Annotated in this window: 22 protein-coding genes; 21 read left to right on the forward strand and 1 reads right to left on the reverse strand. The window is 66.4% G+C overall.

Annotated features, from left to right (window positions below):
* Positions 1-32 precede the first annotated feature (32 nt).
* Genes Q8S30_RS19070 through Q8S30_RS19125 form a run of 12 tightly spaced genes read left to right on the forward strand, consistent with a single transcriptional unit; the run spans position 33 to position 12,818 of the window.
* On the forward strand, positions 33-1,190 hold the full coding sequence (locus Q8S30_RS19070; RefSeq protein ID WP_305667606.1) for an acyl-CoA dehydrogenase family protein: 1,158 nt from the start codon (positions 33-35) through the stop codon (positions 1,188-1,190).
* Positions 1,187-1,960, forward strand: coding sequence for an enoyl-CoA hydratase-related protein (locus Q8S30_RS19075; protein ID WP_305667607.1), 774 nt, complete (start codon positions 1,187-1,189; stop codon positions 1,958-1,960). Before Q8S30_RS19070 ends, Q8S30_RS19075 begins: the two co-directional genes overlap by 4 nt.
* A gap of 1 nt (position 1,961) precedes the next feature.
* Positions 1,962-3,104 carry an acyl-CoA dehydrogenase family protein gene (locus Q8S30_RS19080; protein WP_305667608.1) on the forward strand — a complete coding sequence of 381 codons (1,143 nt, stop codon included), beginning with the start codon at positions 1,962-1,964 and terminating at the stop codon, positions 3,102-3,104.
* Entirely contained in the window at positions 3,101-4,285 is a 1,185-nt protein-coding gene (locus Q8S30_RS19085; protein ID WP_305667609.1) for a PLP-dependent aspartate aminotransferase family protein, read from the forward strand. Before Q8S30_RS19080 ends, Q8S30_RS19085 begins: the two co-directional genes overlap by 4 nt.
* The gene (gene hydA / locus Q8S30_RS19090) at positions 4,282-5,673 is read left to right on the forward strand and encodes a dihydropyrimidinase (protein WP_305667610.1); all 1,392 of its coding nucleotides are present in this window, start codon (positions 4,282-4,284) and stop codon (positions 5,671-5,673) included. The genes Q8S30_RS19085 and hydA overlap by 4 nt, the downstream gene beginning before the upstream one ends.
* The gene (locus Q8S30_RS19095) at positions 5,670-6,875 is read left to right on the forward strand and encodes a M20 family metallo-hydrolase (RefSeq protein ID WP_305667611.1); all 1,206 of its coding nucleotides are present in this window, start codon (positions 5,670-5,672) and stop codon (positions 6,873-6,875) included. The genes hydA and Q8S30_RS19095 overlap by 4 nt, the downstream gene beginning before the upstream one ends.
* The gene (locus Q8S30_RS19100; RefSeq protein WP_305667612.1) at positions 6,872-8,560 is read left to right on the forward strand and encodes an AMP-binding protein; all 1,689 of its coding nucleotides are present in this window, start codon (positions 6,872-6,874) and stop codon (positions 8,558-8,560) included. The genes Q8S30_RS19095 and Q8S30_RS19100 overlap by 4 nt, the downstream gene beginning before the upstream one ends.
* Entirely contained in the window at positions 8,557-9,018 is a 462-nt protein-coding gene (locus tag Q8S30_RS19105; RefSeq protein ID WP_305667613.1) for a MaoC/PaaZ C-terminal domain-containing protein, read from the forward strand. The genes Q8S30_RS19100 and Q8S30_RS19105 overlap by 4 nt, the downstream gene beginning before the upstream one ends.
* Positions 9,015-10,022: an ABC transporter permease gene (locus tag Q8S30_RS19110; RefSeq protein WP_305667614.1), complete on the forward strand. Its 1,008-nt coding sequence runs from the start codon at positions 9,015-9,017 to the stop codon at positions 10,020-10,022. Before Q8S30_RS19105 ends, Q8S30_RS19110 begins: the two co-directional genes overlap by 4 nt.
* Positions 10,019-10,879, forward strand: coding sequence for an ABC transporter permease (locus Q8S30_RS19115; protein WP_305667615.1), 861 nt, complete (start codon positions 10,019-10,021; stop codon positions 10,877-10,879). The genes Q8S30_RS19110 and Q8S30_RS19115 overlap by 4 nt, the downstream gene beginning before the upstream one ends.
* Positions 10,876-11,844, forward strand: coding sequence for an ABC transporter ATP-binding protein (locus tag Q8S30_RS19120; protein WP_305667616.1), 969 nt, complete (start codon positions 10,876-10,878; stop codon positions 11,842-11,844). The genes Q8S30_RS19115 and Q8S30_RS19120 overlap by 4 nt, the downstream gene beginning before the upstream one ends.
* Positions 11,841-12,818 (forward strand): ABC transporter ATP-binding protein, encoded by a 978-nt coding sequence (locus Q8S30_RS19125; protein WP_305667617.1) that lies wholly within the window; start codon positions 11,841-11,843, stop codon positions 12,816-12,818. Before Q8S30_RS19120 ends, Q8S30_RS19125 begins: the two co-directional genes overlap by 4 nt.
* Before the next feature lie 14 nt (positions 12,819-12,832).
* Here Q8S30_RS19125 and Q8S30_RS19130 read toward each other — a convergent pair whose 3' ends face one another.
* The gene (locus Q8S30_RS19130; RefSeq protein ID WP_305667618.1) at positions 12,833-13,522 is read right to left on the reverse strand and encodes a GntR family transcriptional regulator; all 690 of its coding nucleotides are present in this window, start codon (positions 13,520-13,522) and stop codon (positions 12,833-12,835) included.
* Between the two features lie 79 nt (positions 13,523-13,601).
* Here Q8S30_RS19130 and uxaC point away from each other — a divergent pair, with 79 nt between their 5' ends.
* From uxaC to Q8S30_RS19175, 9 genes are read left to right on the forward strand one after another with little or no spacing between them, the layout of a single operon-like run.
* Positions 13,602-15,008, forward strand: coding sequence for a glucuronate isomerase (gene uxaC / locus Q8S30_RS19135; protein WP_305667619.1), 1,407 nt, complete (start codon positions 13,602-13,604; stop codon positions 15,006-15,008).
* Positions 15,009-15,041: 33 nt separating this feature from the next.
* The gene (locus Q8S30_RS19140) at positions 15,042-16,001 is read left to right on the forward strand and encodes a TRAP transporter substrate-binding protein (RefSeq protein WP_371135554.1); all 960 of its coding nucleotides are present in this window, start codon (positions 15,042-15,044) and stop codon (positions 15,999-16,001) included.
* 55 nt (positions 16,002-16,056) lie between these two features.
* The gene (locus Q8S30_RS19145; protein ID WP_305667621.1) at positions 16,057-16,662 is read left to right on the forward strand and encodes a TRAP transporter small permease; all 606 of its coding nucleotides are present in this window, start codon (positions 16,057-16,059) and stop codon (positions 16,660-16,662) included.
* 4 nt (positions 16,663-16,666) lie between these two features.
* Positions 16,667-17,947, forward strand: coding sequence for a TRAP transporter large permease (locus Q8S30_RS19150; protein WP_305667622.1), 1,281 nt, complete (start codon positions 16,667-16,669; stop codon positions 17,945-17,947).
* Positions 17,948-17,960: 13 nt separating this feature from the next.
* Positions 17,961-18,242 (forward strand): cupin domain-containing protein, encoded by a 282-nt coding sequence (locus Q8S30_RS19155; RefSeq protein WP_305667623.1) that lies wholly within the window; start codon positions 17,961-17,963, stop codon positions 18,240-18,242.
* Between the two features lie 13 nt (positions 18,243-18,255).
* Positions 18,256-19,080: a 5-dehydro-4-deoxy-D-glucuronate isomerase gene (gene kduI, locus Q8S30_RS19160; protein ID WP_305667624.1), complete on the forward strand. Its 825-nt coding sequence runs from the start codon at positions 18,256-18,258 to the stop codon at positions 19,078-19,080.
* Positions 19,077-19,802, forward strand: a complete 726-nt coding sequence (gene kduD, locus Q8S30_RS19165) for a 2-dehydro-3-deoxy-D-gluconate 5-dehydrogenase KduD (RefSeq protein WP_305667625.1) — start codon at positions 19,077-19,079, stop codon at positions 19,800-19,802. Before kduI ends, kduD begins: the two co-directional genes overlap by 4 nt.
* Positions 19,780-21,207 carry a mannitol dehydrogenase family protein gene (locus Q8S30_RS19170; protein ID WP_305667721.1) on the forward strand — a complete coding sequence of 476 codons (1,428 nt, stop codon included), beginning with the start codon at positions 19,780-19,782 and terminating at the stop codon, positions 21,205-21,207. The genes kduD and Q8S30_RS19170 overlap by 23 nt, the downstream gene beginning before the upstream one ends.
* Positions 21,200-22,675: a UxaA family hydrolase gene (locus Q8S30_RS19175; RefSeq protein WP_305667626.1), complete on the forward strand. Its 1,476-nt coding sequence runs from the start codon at positions 21,200-21,202 to the stop codon at positions 22,673-22,675. Before Q8S30_RS19170 ends, Q8S30_RS19175 begins: the two co-directional genes overlap by 8 nt.
* The last annotated feature ends 12 nt before the right edge of the window (positions 22,676-22,687 follow it).

The following is a 22,687-nucleotide window of genomic DNA, read 5'->3' on the forward strand; positions in this document are numbered from 1 at the left end:
GGGCGCCAGCCCGCAGCAACAGGACCCCGCTCATGTCGCTTTCCTACACCGAGGATCAACGCATGGTCGCCGAAGGTGTCCGCGCCTTTGTCGAAACGGAACTGATGCCGCATGAGGCGATGATCGAGAGGGCCGATGCCGTCCCGCCAGAGCTGTTCGCCGAGATCAAGGCCAAGGCCATCGCCTCGGGCTACTATGCGATGAACATGCCCGAGGATCTGGGTGGCGGCGGTTTGGGCCAGTCGCTGCGCGCCGTGGCCGAGGTGGAGTTCGGGCGCACGACCCGCGCGCTGTCGGTCATCTGCAACCGCCCCGCGCCGATCCTGAAGAACTGCACCGGCGACCAGATCGAGACCTACCTCAAGCCCGTGATCTCGGGCGAGCGGTGGGAGTGTTTCGGGCTTACCGAGCCTGGCGCCGGGTCTGATGCCCGGCAGATCGCCACGAAAGCCGTGCGCGACGGCGGCGACTACATCATCAACGGCGAGAAGATCTTCATCACCATGGCGATGGTGGCAGACTTCATCATCCTCTTTGCGGTGACCGGCGTTGATGACACGCCCAAGGGCCCGCAAAAGCGCATCACCTGCTTCCTGGTGGACAAGAACCTGTCCGGCATCACCGTCAGCCCGCTGGAACTGCTGGGCAACCGCGGTTTCAAATCCTGCTCCATCGCGCTGCAAGATGTCCGCGTGCCGGCGGCCAATATTCTGGGCGAAGAGGGCGGCGGTTTCGGCATCGCCAAGAACTGGATCTTCTCGGGCCGGGTCATGCTGGCCGCGAACATGGTGGGCGTCGCTGAACGTGCCATGCAGATCGCCGCGACCTATGCCAATACCCGCCGCGCCTTCGGCAAGACCATCGGAGCCTTTCAGGGTACGTCCTTCAAGCTTGCCGACATGGCGGTGGACATTCAGGCAACCCGGCTGTTGGTGCTGGACGGCGCTGCCAAGCTGGAGGCGGGCACGCTGACGCAGCGCGAGGCATCCATCGTCAACCTCTTCGGATCAGAGATGGCGGGGCGCGTGACCGACAATGCGCTGCAGATCCTGGGCGGGATGGGCGTGTCGAAGGAATGGCCCATCGAGCGGATGTGGCGCGATGTGCGGGTGGAGCGGATCTGGGAAGGCACGTCAGAGATTCACCGCGACATCATCGCCCGCGACATCTTGCGAGAGTTCCCGGCATGAGCCGGATCCGCACCGAAACCCAGGGCGAGGTGCTGGTGATCACCTTCGATCATCCGCCCGCCAATCCTTTCGATCAGGCCGCCAGCCGGGATCTGGACGCGGCGCTGACCGAGCTGAACGAAAATCCCGCCCTGCGCGTGGGTATCGTCACCGGTGCGGGGGACAGGATGTTCTCAGCCGGATGGGACCTGAAGGCCGTGGCCGCGGGTGATGATGGCGAGGATTTCGGGCCGCACGGGTTCATGTCGCTGAACCGGCAGGACATGGTCAAGCCGGTGATCTGCGCGGTGAACGGCCTTGCGGTCGGCGGCGGGTTTGAATTTGCGCTCAGCTGCACGCTTGTCATCGCGACGCCCGAGGCCGAGTTCGGCCTGCCCGAACTGCAGCGCGGCTTCATCCCCGAGGCGGGGGGGCTGTGGCGCGCGCATCGGCGCCTGCCGGTCAACATTGCCTCGGAACTGCTGCTGACCGGCCGCCGCCTGTCGGCGGAAGAGGGGCGCCACTATGGCTTCATCAACCGCATCGTGCCGCGGGCGCAGCTGATGGACGTGGCGCATGAGCTTGCCGCGCAGATCACCAAGGGCGCGCCGCTGGCGGTTGCCGCCCTGCTGGAGGTGACGCGCGAGGTGGAAAGCCTGTCGGATGCCGAGGCCTTCGCCCGGCTTCAGACCGGCCTGCCGTGGCGGGACAGGCTGCGCAGCTCTGACGATTACAAGGAAGGGCCCCGCGCCTTCGTGGAAAAACGCGCGCCGCGCTGGACAGGGAAATGACATGAACTTTGACATCACCGAAGAACAGCGCCTGATGCGCGACACCCTGCGGACCTTCCTGACGCGGGAATGCCCCATCGAATACGTGCGCGAATGCGACGAGGCAGAGCGCTTTCCCATTGAGCTCTATGAAAAACTCGCTGCCGAGGGCTGGCTTGGCCTGCCGATCCCCGAGGAATACGGCGGGATGGGCGGGTCCTGCACTGATCTGGTGGTGTTCCTGGAAGAGTTTGCGCGGCACTTCGAGGCTGGCGCGAACCTCTACTATACCACCGTGGTCATCGCCGCCGATGCGCTGACCCATTTCGCCACCGAAGAGCAGAAGCACGAACTGCTGCCGAAGCTCGCCAGCGGCCAGCTGCGCTTTGCGCTGTCACTATCGGAGCCGGGCTCCGGGTCCGATGCCGCCTCCTTGCGCACCCGCGCGGTGCTGGAGGGGGATGAATGGGTCATCAACGGGCAGAAGATGTTCTGCTCGGCCGCGCAGGTCGCCGACTACATCCTGCTGATGGCACGGTCGGATGCAGAGGCGCCCAAGCACAAGGGCATCACCATGTTCCTGCTGCCCACGGACACGCCCGGGGTAGAGATACGCCGGTTGAAGAAGCTGGGCCTGAAGCCGATGGACCTGAACGAGATCTTCCTGACCGATGTGCGCCTGCCCAAGGACGCCATCATCGGTGAGGCCAATAAGGGCTGGACCAACGTCCTGAAGACGCTGGACTATGAGCGTTGCTGCCTGTCAGGCGTGAACGTGGGCGCGGCGCAATCGGTGCTGGAACAGTCGCTGAGCTACACGGGTCAGCGCGAGCAGTTCGGCCAGAAGATCAACAGCTTCCAGCTGACCCGCGCCAAGCTGGCCGACATGGACATGGAGATCGAGGCGGCGCGGCTGCTTGTCTACCGGTCCGCCAATCTCGTCGATCGCGGCATTCCCAACAACAAGGAAAGCGCGATGGCGAACCTCTATTCGTCGGAAACCTATGTGCGCGCGGCGCTGAACGGGATGCGGATGATGGGCGGCTGGGGCTATCTGATGGAATATGACATGCAGCGCCATTTCCGCGATTCCAAGCTGGCCGAGATCGGCGGCGGCACCTCGGAAATCCTGCGCATCATCATCTCGCGCGAGTTGACGAAATGACAAAGCGCCCCGGCCTTCGTCTTGGCACCCGTGCGGTTCATGCCGGGCTGGACCCGGCCGGGAGCCTTGGCGCGGTCAGCACGCCGATCTATCAGTCGGCGACCTTCCTGGCCGCCGACACCGCGGACCTGATGGCGATCAACAGCGGCGAAAAACGCGGCTATGTCTATTCGCGCATCCGCAACCCGACGGTTCTGGCGGCCGAGCAGCGGGTGGCGGCGCTGGAGGAGGCGCAGTCTTGCGTGTTGTTTTCGTCCGGCATGGCCGCCATCGCGGGCGCGCTGGCCCCGTTCCTGAAGGCGGGCGACGATCTGGTCGCGCTGCCTGATATCTATGGTGGCACGGCAAAGTACTTCCGCGAGGTTCTGCCGGCACAGGGCATCAACGTGATCTGGGCCGAGGGGATCGAGGCGGGGCAGGTGGCCGCCGCCGTCACGCCCCGGACGAAGCTGATCTTTGCCGAAACGCCGACCAACCCGCTGCTGCGGATCGTCGATCTGCCTGCGCTTGGCGCCATCGCCCAAGGCGCGGGTTGCAAGCTGATCGTGGACGGCACGCTTGGCAGCCCGATGAACCAGCTGCCGCTGCAGCTTGGCGCCGATCTGGTGGTGCATTCCGCGTCCAAATACCTCAACGGCCACGGTGATCTGATCCTGGGCGCGGTCTGTGGCTCCCGCGACCTGACGCGGGCGGTGCGCGGTTTGCAGCAGGCGACGGGGGCGATTGTCGATGCGCATTCGGCCTGGCTGCTGATGCGCGGCATGGCGACCTATGCGCTGCGGATGCGCCAGCACAACAGCTCGGGCCAGGCGGTTGCCGAGTTTCTGGCCGCCCATCCGAAGGTGGCCCGCGTCCTCTATCCCGGCCTGCCGGACCATCCGCAACATGCGCTGGCCGTGCGACAGATGTCGGGCTTTGGCGGGCTTCTTTCGTTCGAGATGCACAGCCCCGAGGCCGCCCGCGCGGTGGTGGACGCGACGCGCCTGTTCGGGATCGGACCCTCGGTGGGCGGGGTCGAAAGCCTGATCTCGCAGCCCGGCAACACCTCGCATTTCTCGGTCCCGGCGGATCAGCGCCGGGCGATGGGGATCTCGGATATGCTTGTCCGCATCTCGGTGGGCATTGAGGATGTTGCGGACCTGATCGACGACCTTGCCCAGGCATTGGAGGCTGCGCCATGACCCTGATCGTGACCAATGGCCGGGTTGTCACCGCCAAAGGCGTGGCCCGGTGCGATGTGGTGGCCGAGGGTGAGACCATCACCGCGGTTCTGCCGGCGGGCGAGGGGGTAAAGGCCTATCCGGACGCCGAGGTGATTGATGCCACGGGCCGGATCGTGATCCCGGGCGGGGTGGATCCGCATGTGCATTTGCTGGTCGGCTTCATGGGCCAGCGGTCGGTATATGATTTCGCCTCGGGCGGCATTGCGGCTTTGCGCGGCGGCACCACGGCCATCGTGGACTTTGCCCTGCAGCGCCGGGGCGGGTCCATGCTGAAGGGCCTCGCCCATCGCCGCAAGCAGGCGGATGCCAATGTCACGCTGGATTACGGGCTGCACCTGATCGTCACCGACGTGAACGCGGAGACACTGGCCGAGCTTCCGGCGCTGCGCGCTGCAGGTGTGTCGACGCTGAAGGTCTACACGGTTTATGAGGAAGACGGGCTGAAGGTCGAAGACGGTGCGCTGTTCGCACTGATGGAGGCGGCGGCGCGCCACGGCTTGTCGGTGGTTCTGCATGCCGAGAATGCCGGGATCGTCGAGCGTCTGCGCGCCGAAGCCGTGGCGCGGGGCGATACCCATCCCCGCCACCACGCCCTGACCCGCCCGCCGATTGTCGAGATCGAGGCCGTGTCGCGCGCCATCGCCTTCAGCCGGGTAACGGGCTGCGGCGTGCACATCCTGCATCTGGTCGCCGCCGATGCCATCGCGCTGGTCGCGGCGGCGCGCGCCGAGGGGCTGCCCGTCACGGCAGAAACCTGCAGCCATTACCTCGCCCTGACCGATGAGGCGCTGGAGCGGCCGAACGGCCATGAGTTCATCCTGTCGCCGCCGCTGCGGGACAAGGCCAATCAGGACCGGCTCTGGAAGGGGCTGGAGAGTGCGGCGCTGTCGCTGGTGGCGTCCGACGAGGTATCCTATTCCGCCGTCGCCAAGGCGATGGGGCTGCCGTCCTTTGCCACCGTCGCAAACGGCATCACCGGGATCGAGGCGCGGCTGCCGCTGCTGTATACGCTGGGGGTTGATCAGGGCCGCATCGGGCTGCAGCGCTTTGTGGAGCTGTTTTCGACCTGGCCGGCAGAGATTTTCGGCTTTGCCGGCAAGGGCCGGATCGCGCCCGGATACGATGCCGATCTGGTGCTGATCGACCCTGACACAAGGCGGGTCATGTCTACGGGCAGCGACTATGGCGATATCGGCTATAACCCCTATGCCGGGATGGAGCTGACGGGCTTTGCCACCGAAACGATCTATCGCGGCAAGCTGGTCGTGCGGGATGGCGCGTTTCTGGGGACCGAAGGACAGGGCCGGTTCATCGAACGCTCCGCGCCGTGCCGGCCCGCCCCATGAACTTTGCTGCCGACTTCGCGGCGCTGCGCCAGATCGGCGCGGATGCGGCCGGCGGCTGGAGCAGGCCGGCGTTTTCCGAGGCCGACAACGCCGCGCACGATTGGCTGCTGGAGCAGGGGCGCGCTGCGGGGCTGGACGCCCGCTATGATGCCTTCGGCAACGCGATCCTGCGCCTTGAGGGCGACGGCCGCCCGGCGCTGCTGATCGGCTCGCATCTGGATACGGTCCGCAACGGCGGCGCCTTTGACGGGGCCATCGGTGTTCTGGCGGGGCTGGAGGTATTGCGCCGGCTGCGCGCCAGTGGCCAGCCCGGCGCGCCGGTGGAGGCCATCTCCTTCCGCGACGAGGAGGGCCGCTTTGGCCCCTTCACCGGCAGCCGCGCGATGCTGGGGCAGCATGACGCGGCCGCGCTGGCCAAGGCCCGCGCGGCGGATGGCGAGACGCTGGCCGAGGCGATGGCCGGCGCCGGGTTCACTCCCGCCAACGTGCCGCGGGATCTGTCCACCATTGCCGGGTATCTGGAGCTGCATATCGAGCAAGGGCCGGTGCTGGAGCAGGCGGGCTGCCCCATTGGCATCGTCACCGCCATCGCCGGGCAAGAGCGGCTGTCGCTGCGCTTCACCGGGCAGGCCGACCATGCGGGCACCGCGCCGATGGACCTGCGCCGCGATGCCTTTGCCGGTGCTGCCCGTTTTGCCACCGCCTTCCGCGACCTCATCCGCGCCGCGGGTGACCCCGCCCTGCGCGGCACCATCGGTGTGGTGAAGCTGAGCCCCAATCAGGGCAATGTCGTGCCCGGCGAGGTGACGCTGGGGCTGGAGATTCGCAGCACCGAGGCCGGAACGCTGCCGGATCTGCGGGGGCGGATCATTGCGCTGGCGGAGGATATTGCAGAGCAGGAGCAGCTTGGCCTGCGCAGCCGCGGGATCTATTCCGAAAGCCCGGTCCCGATGGACGCCGCGCTGCAAGCGGCGCTGGCGGCTTCGGCGGCGGCGCTTGGGCACAGCGCGCTGCGCCTGCCGTCGGGCGCGAACCATGATGCCGGGATCATGGGGCGGCTGGTGCCCTCGGCGATGATCTTCGTGCCCTCAGTTGGCGGGCGCAGCCATTGCCCCGAGGAGGAGACGGAACCCGCTTTCATCGAGGCCGCCATCGACGTGCTGCACCACGCCGTCATGACGCTGCGGAGGGTGCGCGCATGACGCCGGGTCCTACCGCGCTGCCGGCCGAAACCGGCGCGCAGTCGCCGCTTTGGGTGCCGGGGGAACCGGCGGACATCGCCTTGCCGCCGGGCAGCCTTGCCGGCAGCCTGATCCGCTCTGCCGCCGCTTTCCCCGAACGCCCCGCGCTGCACTACTATGGCGCGACGCATGACTATGGCTGGCTGCTGGCCGAGGTGGAGCGGCTCGCGGGATATCTGGTCGCGCGAGGGCTGCAACCGGGTGACCGGGTAATGATCGACCTGCAGAACAGCCCGCAATTTGTCATCGCCTTCTACGGCATCCTGCGCGCCAATGGCGTCGTGGTGCCGGTCAACCCGATGAACACGGCGGATGAGCTGCGCCACTACGCCGCCGACAGCGGCGCGCGGATGGCGGTGGTGGGCGAAGAGCTGCTGGACCGGATCCAGCCGCTTCTGGGCACAGAAATCGACCATGTCTTGCGCGTCCGCTATGCCGATATGGCGGGGAACGATCCCGCGCAGCCGCTGCCTGCCGCGCTGACTGCGCCGCCGCCGCTGCCCCTGCCGGGCTGCACCGACCTGATGGCCGCACTGGCGCTGAACCTGCCGCCGCCGCCGCTGGTGGCCGGGCCCGATGATCTGGCGGTACTGCCCTACAGTTCGGGCACCACCGGCCGGCCCAAGGCCTGCATGCACAGCCATCAGGGCGCGCATTTCGTCGCCAAGGCGCAGGCGGTCTGGTATCGGATCGACCGACATTCGGTGATGACCAGCTTCATGCCGCTGTTCCATGTCGCGGGGATGATGGCCTCTATGGCGACGGCCATCTATGCCGGGGCCAGCCTGATCCTGATGACCCGCTGGGATGCCGAGGCGATCCCGGCCCTGTTCCGCCGCCACCGCCCGACATGGTGGTCTGCCGCCCCGACAATGGTGGTCGATGTGCTGGCTGCGCCCGGGTTTTCGGATGACTGCTTCACCAGCCTGCGCGTGGTCACCGGGGGCGGCGCCTCGATGCCCGCTGCCGTGGTCGCGCGGCTGCGGGACAAATGGGGCCTGCGGTTTTGCGAGGGATATGGGCTGACCGAGACCATCTCGGCCACCCATCTCAACCCGCTGGAAGAGCCAAAGCCGCAATGCCTTGGCCTGCCGATCTACAACACCCATGCCTTCATCGCCGATCCCGAAACGCTGGACCCGCTGGCGCAGGGCGCGTTGGGAGAGATCCTGATCAGCGGCCCGCAGGTGATGCGCGGCTACTGGAACCTGCCGGAAGCGACTGCCGAGACGCTGGTGGAGCGCGGGGGGCGGCTCTGGCTGCGGAGCGGCGATCTGGGCTATGCTGATGCCGATGGCTGCTATTTCATCGTTGACCGGATCAAGCGCATGATCAACGTCTCGGGCTACAAGGTCTGGCCCGCGGAATGCGAGATGCTGCTGTACCGGCACCCGGCCGTGGCGGAATGCGCCGTGATCTCGGCCCCCGATCCGCGCCGGGGCGAGGCGGTGCGGGCCATCATCTCGCTGCGCAGCGAGGATCGTGGCACGGTCACGGCCGAGGATATCATCGGCTTCGCGCGCGAACTGATGGCCGCCTACAAGGTGCCGCGGCAGGTGGAGTTCCGCGAGACGTTGCCGCGCACCGGCACCCGCAAGGTCGACTGGCGGGCCCTGCAAGCCGAAGCCTGGGGGAAGACGCCATGATAGACCAGATCTGGTACGAGGATTTCATCCCCGGCACCGTGCTGACCAGCCCCCCGCGCAAGATCACCCTTGCCGATATCGATGCTTATGCGCGGCTGACGGGCGAGGATCATCCCGTCCATATGGACGACGCCTTTGCCCAGGCGGCCGGGTTTGCCGGGCGCATCACCCACGGGCTGTTCAACCTTGCGCTGGTCGAGGGGCTGAAGGCGGGCCTTGGCCGTTTCGACCGCTCTGTCATCGCCTCGCTTGGATGGACCGACATCAAGTTTCCCGCGCCGCTTTACCCGGGCGAGGAGGTACATCTGCGGCTGGAGTTCATCGAGCGCCGCCCAACCTCCAAACCCGGCCGCGGTCTGGCGACGGAGCGGGGCATTCTGGTAAAGGCCGACGGGACAGAGGTGGTGCGGGGCGATCACCTGATCTTGCTGCTGACCCGCCCGGAAGGACCCGCATGACCCGTATTGCCCTGCGCCTTCTGTCGGCCATTCCCACCCTGTTCGGGGTCGTGATCGTGACCTTCCTGCTGACGCGGGTGCTGCCCGGCGATCCGGCGGTGTTCTTCGCGTCGAACCCGTCGATGAGCACCGATGACATCGCCGCGCTGCGCGAACAGCTGGGCCTCGACAAATCGCTGATCGAGCAGTTCTGGATCTATCTCGTCGCGCTGTTTCAGGGCGATCTGGGCAATTCGCTGACCACCGGGCAAACGGTGATGACAGAGATCATCAACCGCCTGCCAGCCTCGGCCGAACTTACGGTCTTTGCCTTCCTGCTGGCCATCGGCGTGTCCTTGCCGCTGGGGCTTGCCGCGGCGCTGCGGCCCGGATCGCTGATCGACCACCTCTCGCGGCTGATCTCCACGCTAGGCGTGTCGATGCCGACCTTCGTGACCGGGCTGTTGCTGATCTATGTCTTCTACTTCCTGCTGGGGGTGGCGCCGGAGCCGATCGGGCGGATGGACCCGTTCCTGTTCGATCCGCCGAAAGTGACCGGAATGCTGACGGTCGATGCGCTGATCGCCGGGGATATGGAGGTGTTTCGCGCCGCCTTCACCCAGATGATCCTGCCCGCGGTGACGATGGCGCTGTTCGCGCTGGCGCCGCTGACACGGATGACGCGGGCGGCGATGCTGGGCACGCTTGGGTCTGAATTCGTGCGCACCGCCCGCGCCTCGGGCCTGTCCCGGCGCAAGATCATCTTCACCTATGCCTTCCGCAACGCGCTGCTGCCGGTGGTGACGACGATGGGCATGACCTTTTCCTACATGCTGGGCGCGAATGTGCTGGTGGAACGGGTCTTCTCCTGGCCGGGCATCGGCGCCTTTGCGATGGATAGCATCATCAACCTAGACTACGCGCCGCTGCAGGGCTTCATGCTGGTCATGGCGGCGATATTTATCCTGGTGAACCTGACGACCGATATCGTGGTGACGATCATCGACCCGAGGGCGTCGAAATGAAAAGCCGCGCCATGCAGGACCGCTGGGACGTGATCCGCCATGTGGTGGGGGGAAATCCGGTCAACCTGATCGCCTTCGTGCTGTTCGCGCTGATCTGCCTTGCCGCGCTCCTTGGCCCGGTGCTGGCGCCGCAAGATCCGCTGGCAACGAACGCGGCCTTCGCGTTGCAACCGCCCTCGACACAGTTCTGGTTCGGCACCGACCAACTGGGCCGCGACATCTTTTCCCGCGTGCTGGTCGCCACCCGGCTGGATCTTCTGATCGCCTTTGGCGCGGTGGGGCTGTCTTGCCTGCTGGGGTCACTGATCGGGGCGATGATCGGCTATTGGGGCGGGTTCTGGGATGGCGCCACCTCTCGCGTGGTCGATGTGCTGATGGCCTTTCCGCTGTTCGTGCTGGCGATGGCGACGGTGGCCGCGCTTGGCAACACCGTCGCCAATGTCATCTATGCCACCGCCGTCATCAACCTGCCCTTCTACATCCGCCTTGCGCGGGCCGAGGTGCGGGTGCGCCGCGGCCTTGGCTATGTCGAGGCGGCGCGGGTGGGCGGGTCCGGCGACTGGCGCATCCTGATTCGCTTCTTGCTGCCGAACATCGCCTCGCCGCTGGTCATTCAGGCCTCGGTCAATCTGGGTTGGGCGGTACTCAACGCGGCGGGCCTGTCCTTCCTTGGCCTGGGCGTGCGCCCGCCGACGCCCGAATGGGGGATCATGGTGGCCGAGGGCGCGCGCTTCATCGCCTCGGGCGAATGGTGGGTCGCGGCCTTTCCGGGCTTTGCCCTGATGGTCACCGTCTTCACCTTCAACCTGACGGGGGATGCCCTGCGCGACATTCTGGACCCGAGGATGCGGACATGACGGCGCCGCTTCTGTCCGTGCAAAACCTGACGGTCGATTTCACCACCCGGTCGGGCATGGTGCATGTGCTGGAGGATGTGTCCTTCGATATCGGCGCCGGCGAGATCATCGGCATCATCGGCGAGTCCGGGTCGGGCAAGTCGGTCACCGCCTATACGGTGATGGGGATCCTCGACCATGCCGCGCGCATCCGGTCGGGCCGGATCGCCTTTGAAGGAACCGATGTTCTGCAGATGGATCGCCGCAGCCGCGACAACTGGCGCGGCAAGGAGGCGTCGATCATCTTCCAGAACCCGCGCACCGCGCTGAACCCGATCCGCGCCGTGGGCGACCAGATCGCCGACGTGATCGCCCGCCACACCCCCGCCCGCGCGTCCGAGGTGCGGGGGCGCGCCGTCGCGGCGCTGAAACAGGTGCGCATTCCTGACCCCGAGCGGCGGATGGCCGCCTTTCCCTTCGAGCTGTCGGGAGGCCTTTGCCAGCGCATCGGGATTGCCATCGCGCTGGCCTGCGCGCCGAAGCTGCTGATCGCCGATGAGCCGACCACCGGGCTTGATGTCACGACGCAGGCGGTGATCATGGATCTGATCCGCGCATTGGCGAGCGAGCGGGGGATGTCGGTCGCGCTGATCACGCATGACCTTGCGCTCGCCGCGGAGTATTGCGACCGGATCGTCATCATGCATGCGGGCCACGTGGTCGAGACCGCGAAGACCGAGGATATCATTGCTCGCCCGCGCCACCCCTACACCGCGCGGCTGCTGCGCTCTGTCCCCTCGCTGGTGGACCGGATCGACGAGCTGCAGGCCATCGAAGGCTCGCTGCCGGACCTGCGCCGCGAGGATCTGCCCCCCTGCCGCTTTGCCGAACGCTGCGACCGCCGCCTGCCCACCTGCGATGCCGGCAAGTTTGAGGCCGCGCTGGTCGGTCCCGGCCACACTGTTGCTTGCAGGAACCCGCTATGACCCCGCCCTTGCTGCAGGCCATCGGGCTGCAAAAGCATTTTGCCCTTGGCCCGAAACGCCCCTTCGGCAAACCGCTGAAGCTGCACGCCGTGGACGGGGTGGACCTGACGATTGCGCCGGGAGAGGCGGTGGGGCTTGTGGGGGAATCGGGCTGCGGGAAATCCACCCTTGCCCGGTTGGTCAGCCGGCTGCTGGACCCGACCTCGGGCGAGTTGCTGCTGGAGGGGCGCGAGATCAGCAACCAGACCACCGCGGAATTTGCCCGCTCTGACCGCCGCCGCATGATCCAGATGGTGTTCCAGGACCCGACCGAAAGCCTGAACCCGCGCTTCAGCGTCTTTGACCTGATCGCCGATCCGGTCCGCACCCTGATGCCGCGGGGCGGATCTGCCGCGCTGCGGGCGCGGGTGGAGGCGGCGGCCGAGGCGGTGAACCTGCCTCTGGCGCTGCTGGACCGCTTTCCGCATCAACTGTCGGGCGGGCAAAAGGCGCGCGTCGGCATCGCCCGCGCGCTGGTAGTCGAACCGCGGCTGCTGGTGCTGGACGAACCGACCTCAGCCCTTGATGTCTCGGTGCAGGCGACGGTGCTGCAACTTCTGGACCGGCTGCGCCGCGAACGGGGGATCGCGCTGCTGTTTGTCAGCCATGACCTGAACGTGGTCCGGCTTCTGTGCAGCCGGATCATCGTGATGTATCTGGGGCAGGTGGTGGAAAGTGGCCCGTCGGATCAGATCTATTCCGCGCCCTCGCACCCCTATACCAAGGCGCTTTTGTCCGCGATCCCGTCGCTTCGCCCGCAGCTGCGGGAGAGGGTGAAGCTGGAGGGTGATCCGCAAAGCCCGATCAGCCCGTCCACCACGCGCTGCCGCTTTTGCGGGCGCTGCCCGGTGGAGGTTGCCGAATGCAGCCAGCACATGCCGGAATTGCGGACCTTGCCCGACGGGCGGCAGGCGCGCTGCCATTTCGCGGGCTGAACCAACGAATACGGTCAGCCGATGATCCCGGGCCGGTCGATGCGCAGTCGCTGCAAGATATGCTCGATATGGCTCAGATGGTCGCAGACGGCCGCGGCGGCGGCCTCGGGGTCGCGGGCGCGCAGGGCCGCCAGGATCTGCCGGTGCTCGATACAGGCGGTCGAGGCCCCGTAGGACAGCGACAGGAACCGGGCGCGGTCCATATGGCCCTTGTTGTCGCGCACGAGGTTCCAGACGAATTCCTTGCCCGAGGCGGCGCAGATGTCGTGATGGAACTGGTCGTCCAGCGCGTGAAAGTCACCGCGATCATCGACGCGGCTGGCGGCTTCCTGCAGGTCGATCAGACGCTCGAGCGCGTCCCAATCCGCGGGCTGCAGCTGGATGGCGGCCACCCGCATCGTCGCCTGCTCCAGCGCGGAGCGGATGAAATAGGCCTGCATCACCGCCTCGGTCGAAATCGGGGTGACGATGGTTGCGCGCTGCGGGCGGATCTGGATGAAGCCCTGCTGTGACAGACGGTAGAAGGCGTCGCGCACCGGCTGACGCGACACGCCCATCTGTGCCGCGACCTCGGCCTCGGACAGTTTTGCGCCGGGGGGCAGGGTCAGATTCACAACCCGCTCATACAGGGTTTCGAAGATCTGGTCGGTCACTGACCGGGTGCGCAGGTCATCCATCGGCGGCAAACTGGCCAGATCCTGCATCGCGACACCTCGTTGACCTCACATGTAAACTAGCATATTAGACGACTAGTGGAATGGCAAGTGAGTCGGAGGAGATCGCGTGGCATTGCTGGACGACGACCGCCTTTTCCCTGCCGAAGGCCGCACCCGCGACCTTGCGCGGGCGCTGTATCAAGGCGTGAAGGATCTGCCGATCCTGAGCCCGCATGGCCATACCGATCCGCGTTGGTTTGCCGAGGATGAGGCCTTCCCCGATCCGGCCCAACTGATCGTGACGCCGGACCATTACGTGTTTCGGATGCTTTGCTCGCAGGGCGTGCCCCTCGCCGATCTGGGCGTGCCGCGTGTGGATGGCGGATGGACCGAAACCGATGGCCGCAAGATCTGGCAGCTGTTCGCGCAGCACTATCACCTGCTGCGCGGCACCCCTTCGCGGCTGTGGCTGGATTACAGCTTCCAGAACGTGTTCGGCATCGACCGGCGCCTGACGGCGGACACCGCCGAATGGTATTACGACCACATTGCCGAGTGCCTTTCTCGCCCCGAATACCGCCCCCGCGCGCTGTTCGAACGGTTCGGGATCGAGGCGATTGCCACGACCGAGGCCGCGACCGACGATCTGCGCTGGCACAAGATGATCCGCGCCAGCGGCTGGCAGGGCAGGGTGCTCACCGCCTACCGTCCCGATGGCGTGGTCGATCCCGAGATGGGTGGCTTTGCCGACAACGTCGCGCTGATGGGCCAGCAGACAGGCTTCGACACCACGACCTGGGCCGGGTATCTTGATGCCCACCGCGCGCGGCGCGCCTTCTTCATCGAACATGGCGCCACCTCCAGCGACCACGGTCACCCTACTGCGCGGACCGAAGACATGCCGCAGCCCGAGGCAGCCGTGCTCTTTGCCAAGGCCCTGCGCGGCGAATGCTCGGCCGAGGAGGCGGATGCCTTCCGCGGCCAGATGCTGACCGAGATGGCGCGGATGAGCCTGGAGGACGGGCTGGTCCTGCAGATCCATTCCGGATCGCGGCGCAACCATTCGGGTCCGGTAATGGCGATGTTCGGCCGCGACAAGGGCTTCGATATCCCCGGCCGCACCGATTATGTCACCGCGCTGCGCCCGCTGCTGAACGCGGTGGGGATGCGCGCCGATCTGACTGTGATCCTGTTTACGCTCGATGAGACCGCCTATGCGCGCGAGCTGGCGCCGCTGGCTGGGGTCTATCCCTGCCTGCGCCTTGGCCCGCCCTGGTGGTTCCACGACAGCGCCGAGGGGATGATGCGCTTCCGCGAGATGACGACGGAAACGGCCGGTTTCTACAACACCGTGGGTTTCAACGACGATACCCGCGCCTTCTGTTCCATTCCGGCGCGCCATGATGTTGCGCGGCGGGTCGACTGTTCCTGGCTGGCGACCCTGGTTGCCACGGGGCGCCTTGCGGAAGACGAGGCCCCCGAACTGGCGCAGGAGCTGACCTATGGCCTCGCCAAACGGGCCTACAAACTCTGAACTTCACTCTGGGAGGATAACATGAAGTATCTGATGACATCTCTTGCCGCGCTGCTGGCCTCTGCCAGCTTCGCCACCGCCTGCGAGATCACGCTGCGGTCTTCCGACACCCATCCGGACGGGTATCCGACCGTCGAGGGCGTCAAGGCCATGGCCGTCGAGGTTCTGGAAAAGACCGACGGGCGCATCTGCATCGAAGTGTTCCCCTCGTCCCAGCTGGGTGAGGAAAAGGACACCATCGAGCAAACCCAGTTCGGCGTGATCGACATGGTCCGCGCCTCGTTCGGGTCGTTCAATGACATCGTGCCGGTCACCCAGACCATGTCGCTGCCTTACCTCTTCCGTTCGGTCGAGCATTCGCACGCAGTGCTGGACGGCCCGATTGGCGAAGAAATCGGCTCTGCCTTTGAAGAGCGTGATCTGGTCGCGCTGGCCTATTACGACGGCGGCGCGCGCAGCTTCTACAACTCGCAAAAGCCCATCACCTCCATCGAGGATCTGGCGGGAATGAAGTTCCGCGTCATGCAGAACGACGTGTTCGTGGACATGATGGACGCGCTTGGCGCCAATGCGACCCCGATGCCGTATGGCGAGGTCTATTCCAGCATCCAGACCGGCGTCATCGACGGGGCCGAGAACAACTTCCCCAGCTATGACAGCTCGGGCCATGCCGAGGTGGCGAAGTACTTCACGCTGGACCAGCACCTGATCGTGCCGGAACTGATCGCCATGTCGAAATCCAGCTGGGACAAGCTGACCCCCGAGGATCAGGCGATCCTGCGGGAGGCGGCGGTCAACTCCTCCAAGCTGCAGCGCCAGCTCTGGGCTGATCAGGAAAAGGCCTCGCTGGACAAGGTCGTGGCGGCCGGGTCCGAAGTGATCATGGAAATCGACAAGACCCCGTTCATGGAAGCCATGGTCCCGGTCTACGAGAAGTACGTGACCACCCCCGAGGCGCAGGACCTGGTCGAGCGTATTCGCGCGACCGAGTGATCCAACTGCCGCCCGCAGCAATTGCGGGCGGCTTTTCCGTTCAAGGAGACGCGCAATGCGCGAGGGACTGATAAAATTCGCCGGCTTCACCGGTGCGGTGGCACGGGCGGGATTGTGGCTGGCCGGGATCGGGCTGGTCCTGATGACCGCCTTCGTCTTCGCGCAGGTCTTCTACCGTTATGTGATCGGGTCCAGCCTGTTCTGGGCCGAACCGGCCGCCGTCATGCTGATGGGCTGGTTCATCTTTCTGGGCGCCGCTGTCGGCGTGAAAGAGGGCTATCACCTGTCCTTCGATGTGGGCCTGATGGTCGTGCCGGAAAGCTGGCGCCCGTGGTTCCACACGCTGTCCGACCTGGTGGTGACCAGCTTTGGCTTCGGGATGGCCTGGTTCGGCTGGCAGCTGGCGGAGCGCGCGGCCGGCGGTGTAGTGCCGGGGCTCGGTATCTCGCGCCTGTGGGATTTCGCGCCGGTGATCGGCGGCGGGCTTTTGCTGATGCTGTTCTCGGTCGAGCGCATCCTGCGCCGTGCCGCAGGCCTGCGGACGCTGCGCTTCGGCGACAATGATGATGCTGCCGATGGCGAGGTCGATGGCCTTGCGGGCGGTATCCCGGCCGAGGCCGTTTTGCATGGCGAGGCGCCCCGCGCCCGCAAAGGGGACTGACGCGATGGAACTGTGGATCCTCTTTGGCAGCTTCATCACGCTGCTGCTGATCGGCACGCCGGTCGCCTTCTGCCTTGGCGCGGCCAGCTTCGTGACCGTGCTCTATCTGGGCCTGCCGCCCGTGGTGGTGTTTCAGCGCCTCAACAGCGGGATTTCGGTCTTCGCGCTGATGGCCATTCCGTTCTTCATCTTCGCCGGCGACCTGATGGTGCGCGGCGACATCGCCCGCCGCCTTGTGGCGCTTGCCGGTGCGATGGTCGGCCATATGCGCGGCGGCCTCGGGCAGGTCAACATCATGGCCAGCCTGATGTTCGGCGGCGTGTCGGGCTCGGCCGCGGCCGATGCCAGCGCGGTCGGGGGCCTCATGGTCCCGCAAATGAAGGCACGCGGATACGACGTTGATTATGCTGTCAATATCACCGTCGTCAGCTCCATCATCGCGCTGATGATCCCGCCCAGCCACAACATGATCATCTATTCGATCGCCGCCGGTGGCCGTCTGTCCATCGCCGATCTCTTCACCGCCGGGATCATCCCGGGCCTGCTGCTGGCCGTGTCGCTGATGTGTGCCGCCTGGTGGGTGGCCCGCAAGAAGGGCTACCCGACCGAGCCTTTCCCCGGCCTGCGGATGCTGGGCACGCTGTTCGTGTCGGCGCTGCCGGGGCTGATCCTGATCGGGATCATCTTTGGCGGCGTCCGCTCTGGCGTGTTCACCGCGTCCGAAAGCAGTAACATCGCCGTCGTCTACGCCCTGCTGATCACGGCGCTGGTCTATCGCAGCCTGCCGTGGTCCGAGTTTGTCGAGGCGACCAAGGGCGCGGTCCGCACCACGGCCATGGTGCTGCTGGTCATCGGCTGCGCCGCCTGCTTCGGCTGGCTGCTGGCCTATCTGCGGGTGCCAACGCAACTGGTCGAGCTTCTGCAGAGCGTGTCGAACAACCCGATTGTGATCTTGCTGATGATCAACATCGTGCTGCTGATCCTTGGCACCTTCATGGACATGTCGCCGCTGATCGTGATCACCACCCCGATCTTCCTGCCCGTCGCCACTGCCTTTGGCGTCGATCCGGTGCATTTCGGGGTGATCATGATCCTGAACCTTGGCATCGGCCTCTGTACCCCGCCCGTGGGCGCGGTTCTCTTCGTCGGCTGCGCGGTCGGCCGCATCACCATCTGGCAGGCGATGCGCACGATCTGGCCGTTCTACGGCGCGGCCTTCGTCACGTTGATGCTGGTCACCTATGTGCCGGCGCTGTCGCTCTGGCTGCCTTCCGTCTTCCGCTGAAAAGGACGTTCCCATGACCGACCCTGTCCGTACCGTGCTGGCGCATTCGCCGGATCTGATGGTCGTGCGCTTTGCCTTTGCTGCGGGCGGGCAGGGCGCGCTGCACAGCCATCCGCATGTGCAATCGACCTATGTTCATTCGGGTCGCTACCGCTTCACTATCGACGCGCGCGAGTTCGAGGTGGGCCCGGGCGACGCCTTCATCATCCCCTCCGGCGCCCAGCATGGGTGCCTGTGTCTGGAGGGCGGGGAGCTCATCGACAGCTTCACCCCCCGCCGCGACGATTTTCTCTGAAAAGGACCACCCCATGACCCATGTTGAAACGCGCCATGCCGTTCACCCCGAGCATGCCAAGGCGATGGACACCGCGTCGCTGCGCAAGCATTTCCTGGCCGAGGGGATGTTCGCGGAGGGAGAGGTCCGGCTGGTCTATACCCATTACGACCGGTTCGTCGTGGGCGGCGCGGTGCCGGCTGGCGGCTCGCTGACGCTCGACCAGATCGCCGAGACCCGGACCCCCAGCTTCCTCGACCGCCGCGAGATGGGCATCGTCAATATCGGCGAGGCTGGCCGGGTCGAGGCTGCGGGGCAGGGCTGGGACATGGCGCCGGGCGATGTGCTCTATCTCGGCATGGGTTCGGGCGCGGTGACCTTCTCGGGGCAGGGGCGGTTCTACATCACCTCGGCCCCCGCGCATCGCCAGCTTCCTTGCCGCCTGGTGACGGTGGGCGAGGCCAAGGAAGTGAAGATGGGCGCGGTCGAAACCTCGAACAAGCGCACCATCAAGCAGTTCATCCACCCGCTGGTCATGGAAAGCTGCCAGCTGGTTCTCGGCTATACCTCGCTGGAAGACGGCTCTGTCTGGAACACCATTCCCAGCCACATCCATGACCGCCGGATGGAGGCCTATCTCTACCATGGGATGAGCCCCGAGGCCCGTGTCCTGCACCTGATGGGCGAGCCGCAAGAGACCCGCCACCTGTTCGTCGCGAATGAGCAGGCGGTGCTGTCGCCGTCGTGGTCGATCCATTCGGGCGCCGGGATCGGCAGCTATACCTTCATCTGGGCGATGGCGGGCGACAATGTCGATTATACCGACATGGACTTCATCCAACCCAAGGACATGCTGTGAGCGCGTTTTCCCTTGAGGGCCGCACCGCGCTGGTGACTGGCGCCAATACCGGGATCGGGCAGGCCATCGCGGTTGCGCTGGCCGGGGCGGGGGCCGATGTCATCGCTTCTGGCCGCCGCGATTGCGACGAGACGCTGGCCCTGATGGGCTCGGGCCGGGCACTGATGTTGGACTTCGCCGACCCGATGGCGGCGCGGGATGTGTTTGCGGCAGAGCGCATCGACATCCTCGTGAACAATGCCGGAATCATCCGCCGCGACGATGCGGTCGACTTTACCGAGGCCGACTGGGACGCGGTGATGGACGTGAACCTGAAAGCGCTGTTCTTCACCTGTCAGGCCTTTGCACGCGCCGCCCTGCCGCGCGGCATGGGCAAGATCGTCAACATCGCCTCGCTGCTGTCGTTTCAAGGCGGTATCCGCGTGCCCTCTTACACTGCGTCCAAGCATGGGGTGGCGGGCCTGACCAAGCTGATGGCGAATGAATGGGCGGCCAAGGGGCTGAACGTCAACGCCATCGCGCCGGGCTATATCGAGACCAACAACACCGAGGCACTGCGGGCGGACCCGGATCGCTCGAAATCGATCCTGGAGCGCATTCCGGCCGGCCGCTGGGGCCGCCCCGAAGACATCGCGCAGACCGCGGTGTTCCTTGCCGCGCCCGCGTCGGATTACATCAACGGTGCGGTGCTGAATGTCGATGGAGGCTGGCTTGCCCGCTAGGCTTCACCACGCGCCCTCGACCGAGCCTTCGGGCATCGTCCATCTGGGCCTTGGCGCCTTCTTCCGCGCGCATGGGGCGATCTTCGTGGCCGAGGCGATGCAGGCGTCGGGCGGGGACTGGGGGATCATCGGCGTCTCGCTGCAATCGCCCGGCACCCGCGACAAGCTGCGCCCGCAAGGCTGGGCCTATGCCGCGCTGGAGCTGGGACCGGACGGGGAAACCCCGCAGGTGGTGGCGGTGCTGCGCGATGTGCTTGTGGCGCCTGAGGATCCGCAGGCGGTGCTCGACGCGATGGCTTCGCCCGCGGTCAAGATCGTCAGCCTGACGGTGACGGAGAAGGGCTATTGCCACGAGCCCTCCACCGGCCGGCTGAACGTCGATCATCCCGATATCGTGCATGATCTGGCAGGCCCGCTGCCCCGCTCTGCCCCCGGCTTTCTAGTGCGCGCGCTGGCGGCGCGGCGGGCGGCGGGCACCCCGCCCTTCACCGTGCTGTGCTGCGACAACCTGCCCGAGAACGGCCGCGTCGTGCGCGGCGTGGTACTGGACCTCGCCCGCCTGATCGACCCAGGCTTGGCCGACTGGATCGCGGCCGAGGGGGCCTTTCCCTGCGCGATGGTGGACCGCATCGTACCGGCCACCACCGCGGCCGATCTGGACCGGCTGGAGGCTGCGACCGGCCTGCGGGATGAGGCCCCGGTGATGCATGAGCCGTTCCGGCAATGGGTGATCGAGGATGATTTCGTTGGCGGCGCCCGCCCCGATCTGGGCGCGGTCGGCGTGCAGATGGTCGCTGATGTCACGCCCTATGAGCATATGAAGCTGCGGATGCTGAACGGCACCCATTCGTCGCTGGCCTATCTGGGTTATCTGGCGGGGCATGAGACCATTGCCGACACGGTGGCCGATCCGGTCTTCGCGCGCTTCGCAGGCCGGCTGTGGAAGGATGAGATCATCCCGGCGCTGACGCCCCCACCGGGCGAAGACCTGGAGGCCTATGCCGACGCTCTGGCCGCTCGCTATGCCAACCCGGCCATCCGCCACCGCACTTGGCAGATCGCCATGGACGGCAGCCAGAAGTTACCGCAGCGCATCTTGGGCACCATTGCTGAAGGGCGCGCGGCGGGGCGACCAGTGCCGGGGCTGAACTTGGCCGTGGCTGCGTGGATGCGCTACACCTCGGGTACGGATGAGGCGGGCAAGCCCATCGAAGTGAAAGACCCGTTGGCCCCGCAACTGGCCGCGCTGTGGCAGGACGATCCGTCGGCAACTGTCGCGGGCTTTCTGGCGCTGTCGCAGGTGTTTCCGGCGGCGCTGCGCGAGGATGCGGGCTTTGCCGCAGAGCTGACGGCAACACTGGCGCGGCTGGTGGAGCAGGGAGCGCGCGCGGCCGCCGATGCCTGACACCATGCTCCTCAACCCAGCGGACAATGTGGAGATCCTGACCGCGCGGGGCATCGCCCCCGCCGGTCACAAGATCGCCCGCGTGGCCATCGCACAGGGGGCGGCGGTGGTGAAATATGGCCAGATCATCGGCTATGCCACTGCGGGCATTGCCGTGGGCGAGCATGTCCACAGCCACAACCTCGCCTTTGGCGCGCATGACCGCGCGCACCACCCGGGCCGCGCCCTTCCCGAGGCGCAGGCGGCGCTGGACCAGCGCCGGGGCCCCGAGCTGAGCTTTCAAGGCTATCACCGCGCCGGGGGGCAGGTCGGCACCCGTAACTTCATCGCGCTGGTGGCGACGGTCAACTGCTCGGCCACGGTGATCCGCCGCGCGGCGGAAGAGCTGCGGACCGAAGGCGCGCTGGAGGCGTACCCCAAGGTCGATGGCGTCGCCGCCTTTGCCCATGGCACCGGTTGCGGCATGGCCGATAGCGGGCCGGGCTGGCGGGCGCTGCAACGCGTGCTGACCGGCCATGCCGGGCATCCCAATGTCGGCGCGGCGCTGTTCGTGGGGCTTGGCTGCGAGGTGATGCAGATCGCCCGCATGAAGCAGGATCTGGGCGAGGCGGCGCGCTTTCACGGGCTGACCATCCAGGACAGCGGCGGCACCCGCGCCACCATCGAGGCGATCAAGGCCCGCGTGCGCCAGATGCTGCCCGAGGTGAATGCGGTCACGCGCACCCCCGCCCCAGCCTCGGCGCTGAAGATCGGGCTGCAATGCGGTGGGTCGGACGGGTTTTCGGGCATCACCGCCAACCCGGCGCTTGGGATCGCATGTGACATGCTGGCGGCGCAGGGCGCCTCTGTCGTGCTGTCGGAAACGCCCGAGATCCATGGCGCCGAACGCCTGCTGATCGACCGCGTCGCGGACCCCGCGCTGGCGGACAAGCTGCTGGCCCGCCTTGCGTGGTGGGAAGAATATGCCGCGATGAACGGCGCCTCGCTCGACAACAACCCCAGCCCCGGCAACAAGGCTGGCGGGCTGACGACAATCCTTGAAAAGTCACTTGGCGCAGTGGCCAAAGCCGGGGCGACGCCGCTGAACGCGGTGCTGGAATATGGCGAGCCAATCACAGCCCCGGGGCTGAACTTCATGGACACGCCGGGCTATGACCCGGTGTCGGCCACCGGGCAGATCGCCGGCGGGGCGCAACTGATCGTATTCACCACCGGGCGCGGATCGGCTTTTGGATCGAAGCCCGCGCCGACGATCAAGCTGGCCACTAATGACCGCCTGTTCGCCGCGATGCGCGACGACATGGACATGAACTGCGGCGATGTGCTGTCGGGCGTGCCCTTGGAGGAGAAGGGTCGGCAGATCGTCGAGCTGATCCTGCGTACCGCCTCGGGGACGGAAACCCGCAGCGAGGCGCTTGGCCTCGGCGATCACGAGTTCCTGCCCTGGCAGATTGGCGCGGTTCTGTAACCGCGCCGGCCA

This window comes from Frigidibacter sp., assembly GCF_030695035.1.
In the GTDB taxonomy this organism is placed as follows: Bacteria; Pseudomonadota; Alphaproteobacteria; order Rhodobacterales; family Rhodobacteraceae; genus Frigidibacter.

Excerpts from the sequence above, each read along its gene's own strand:
- Q8S30_RS19070 (WP_305667606.1), top strand. The coding sequence starts at position 33 with ATGTCGCTTTCCTACACCGAGGATCAACGCATGGTCGCCGAAGGTGTC.
- Q8S30_RS19075 (WP_305667607.1), top strand. The coding sequence starts at position 1,187 with ATGAGCCGGATCCGCACCGAAACCCAGGGCGAGGTGCTGGTGATCACC.
- Q8S30_RS19080 (WP_305667608.1), top strand. The coding sequence starts at position 1,962 with ATGAACTTTGACATCACCGAAGAACAGCGCCTGATGCGCGACACCCTG.
- Q8S30_RS19085 (WP_305667609.1), top strand. The coding sequence starts at position 3,101 with ATGACAAAGCGCCCCGGCCTTCGTCTTGGCACCCGTGCGGTTCATGCC.
- hydA (WP_305667610.1), top strand. The coding sequence starts at position 4,282 with ATGACCCTGATCGTGACCAATGGCCGGGTTGTCACCGCCAAAGGCGTG.
- Q8S30_RS19095 (WP_305667611.1), top strand. The coding sequence starts at position 5,670 with ATGAACTTTGCTGCCGACTTCGCGGCGCTGCGCCAGATCGGCGCGGAT.
- Q8S30_RS19100 (WP_305667612.1), top strand. The coding sequence starts at position 6,872 with ATGACGCCGGGTCCTACCGCGCTGCCGGCCGAAACCGGCGCGCAGTCG.
- Q8S30_RS19105 (WP_305667613.1), top strand. The coding sequence starts at position 8,557 with ATGATAGACCAGATCTGGTACGAGGATTTCATCCCCGGCACCGTGCTG.
- Q8S30_RS19110 (WP_305667614.1), top strand. The coding sequence starts at position 9,015 with ATGACCCGTATTGCCCTGCGCCTTCTGTCGGCCATTCCCACCCTGTTC.
- Q8S30_RS19115 (WP_305667615.1), top strand. The coding sequence starts at position 10,019 with ATGAAAAGCCGCGCCATGCAGGACCGCTGGGACGTGATCCGCCATGTG.
- Q8S30_RS19120 (WP_305667616.1), top strand. The coding sequence starts at position 10,876 with ATGACGGCGCCGCTTCTGTCCGTGCAAAACCTGACGGTCGATTTCACC.
- Q8S30_RS19125 (WP_305667617.1), top strand. The coding sequence starts at position 11,841 with ATGACCCCGCCCTTGCTGCAGGCCATCGGGCTGCAAAAGCATTTTGCC.
- Q8S30_RS19130 (WP_305667618.1), bottom strand. The coding sequence starts at position 13,522 with ATGCAGGATCTGGCCAGTTTGCCGCCGATGGATGACCTGCGCACCCGG.
- Q8S30_RS19140 (WP_371135554.1), top strand. The coding sequence starts at position 15,042 with ATGACATCTCTTGCCGCGCTGCTGGCCTCTGCCAGCTTCGCCACCGCC.
- Q8S30_RS19145 (WP_305667621.1), top strand. The coding sequence starts at position 16,057 with ATGCGCGAGGGACTGATAAAATTCGCCGGCTTCACCGGTGCGGTGGCA.
- Q8S30_RS19150 (WP_305667622.1), top strand. The coding sequence starts at position 16,667 with ATGGAACTGTGGATCCTCTTTGGCAGCTTCATCACGCTGCTGCTGATC.
- Q8S30_RS19155 (WP_305667623.1), top strand. The coding sequence starts at position 17,961 with ATGACCGACCCTGTCCGTACCGTGCTGGCGCATTCGCCGGATCTGATG.
- kduI (WP_305667624.1), top strand. The coding sequence starts at position 18,256 with ATGACCCATGTTGAAACGCGCCATGCCGTTCACCCCGAGCATGCCAAG.
- Q8S30_RS19170 (WP_305667721.1), top strand. The coding sequence starts at position 19,780 with ATGGAGGCTGGCTTGCCCGCTAGGCTTCACCACGCGCCCTCGACCGAG.
- Q8S30_RS19175 (WP_305667626.1), top strand. The coding sequence starts at position 21,200 with ATGCCTGACACCATGCTCCTCAACCCAGCGGACAATGTGGAGATCCTG.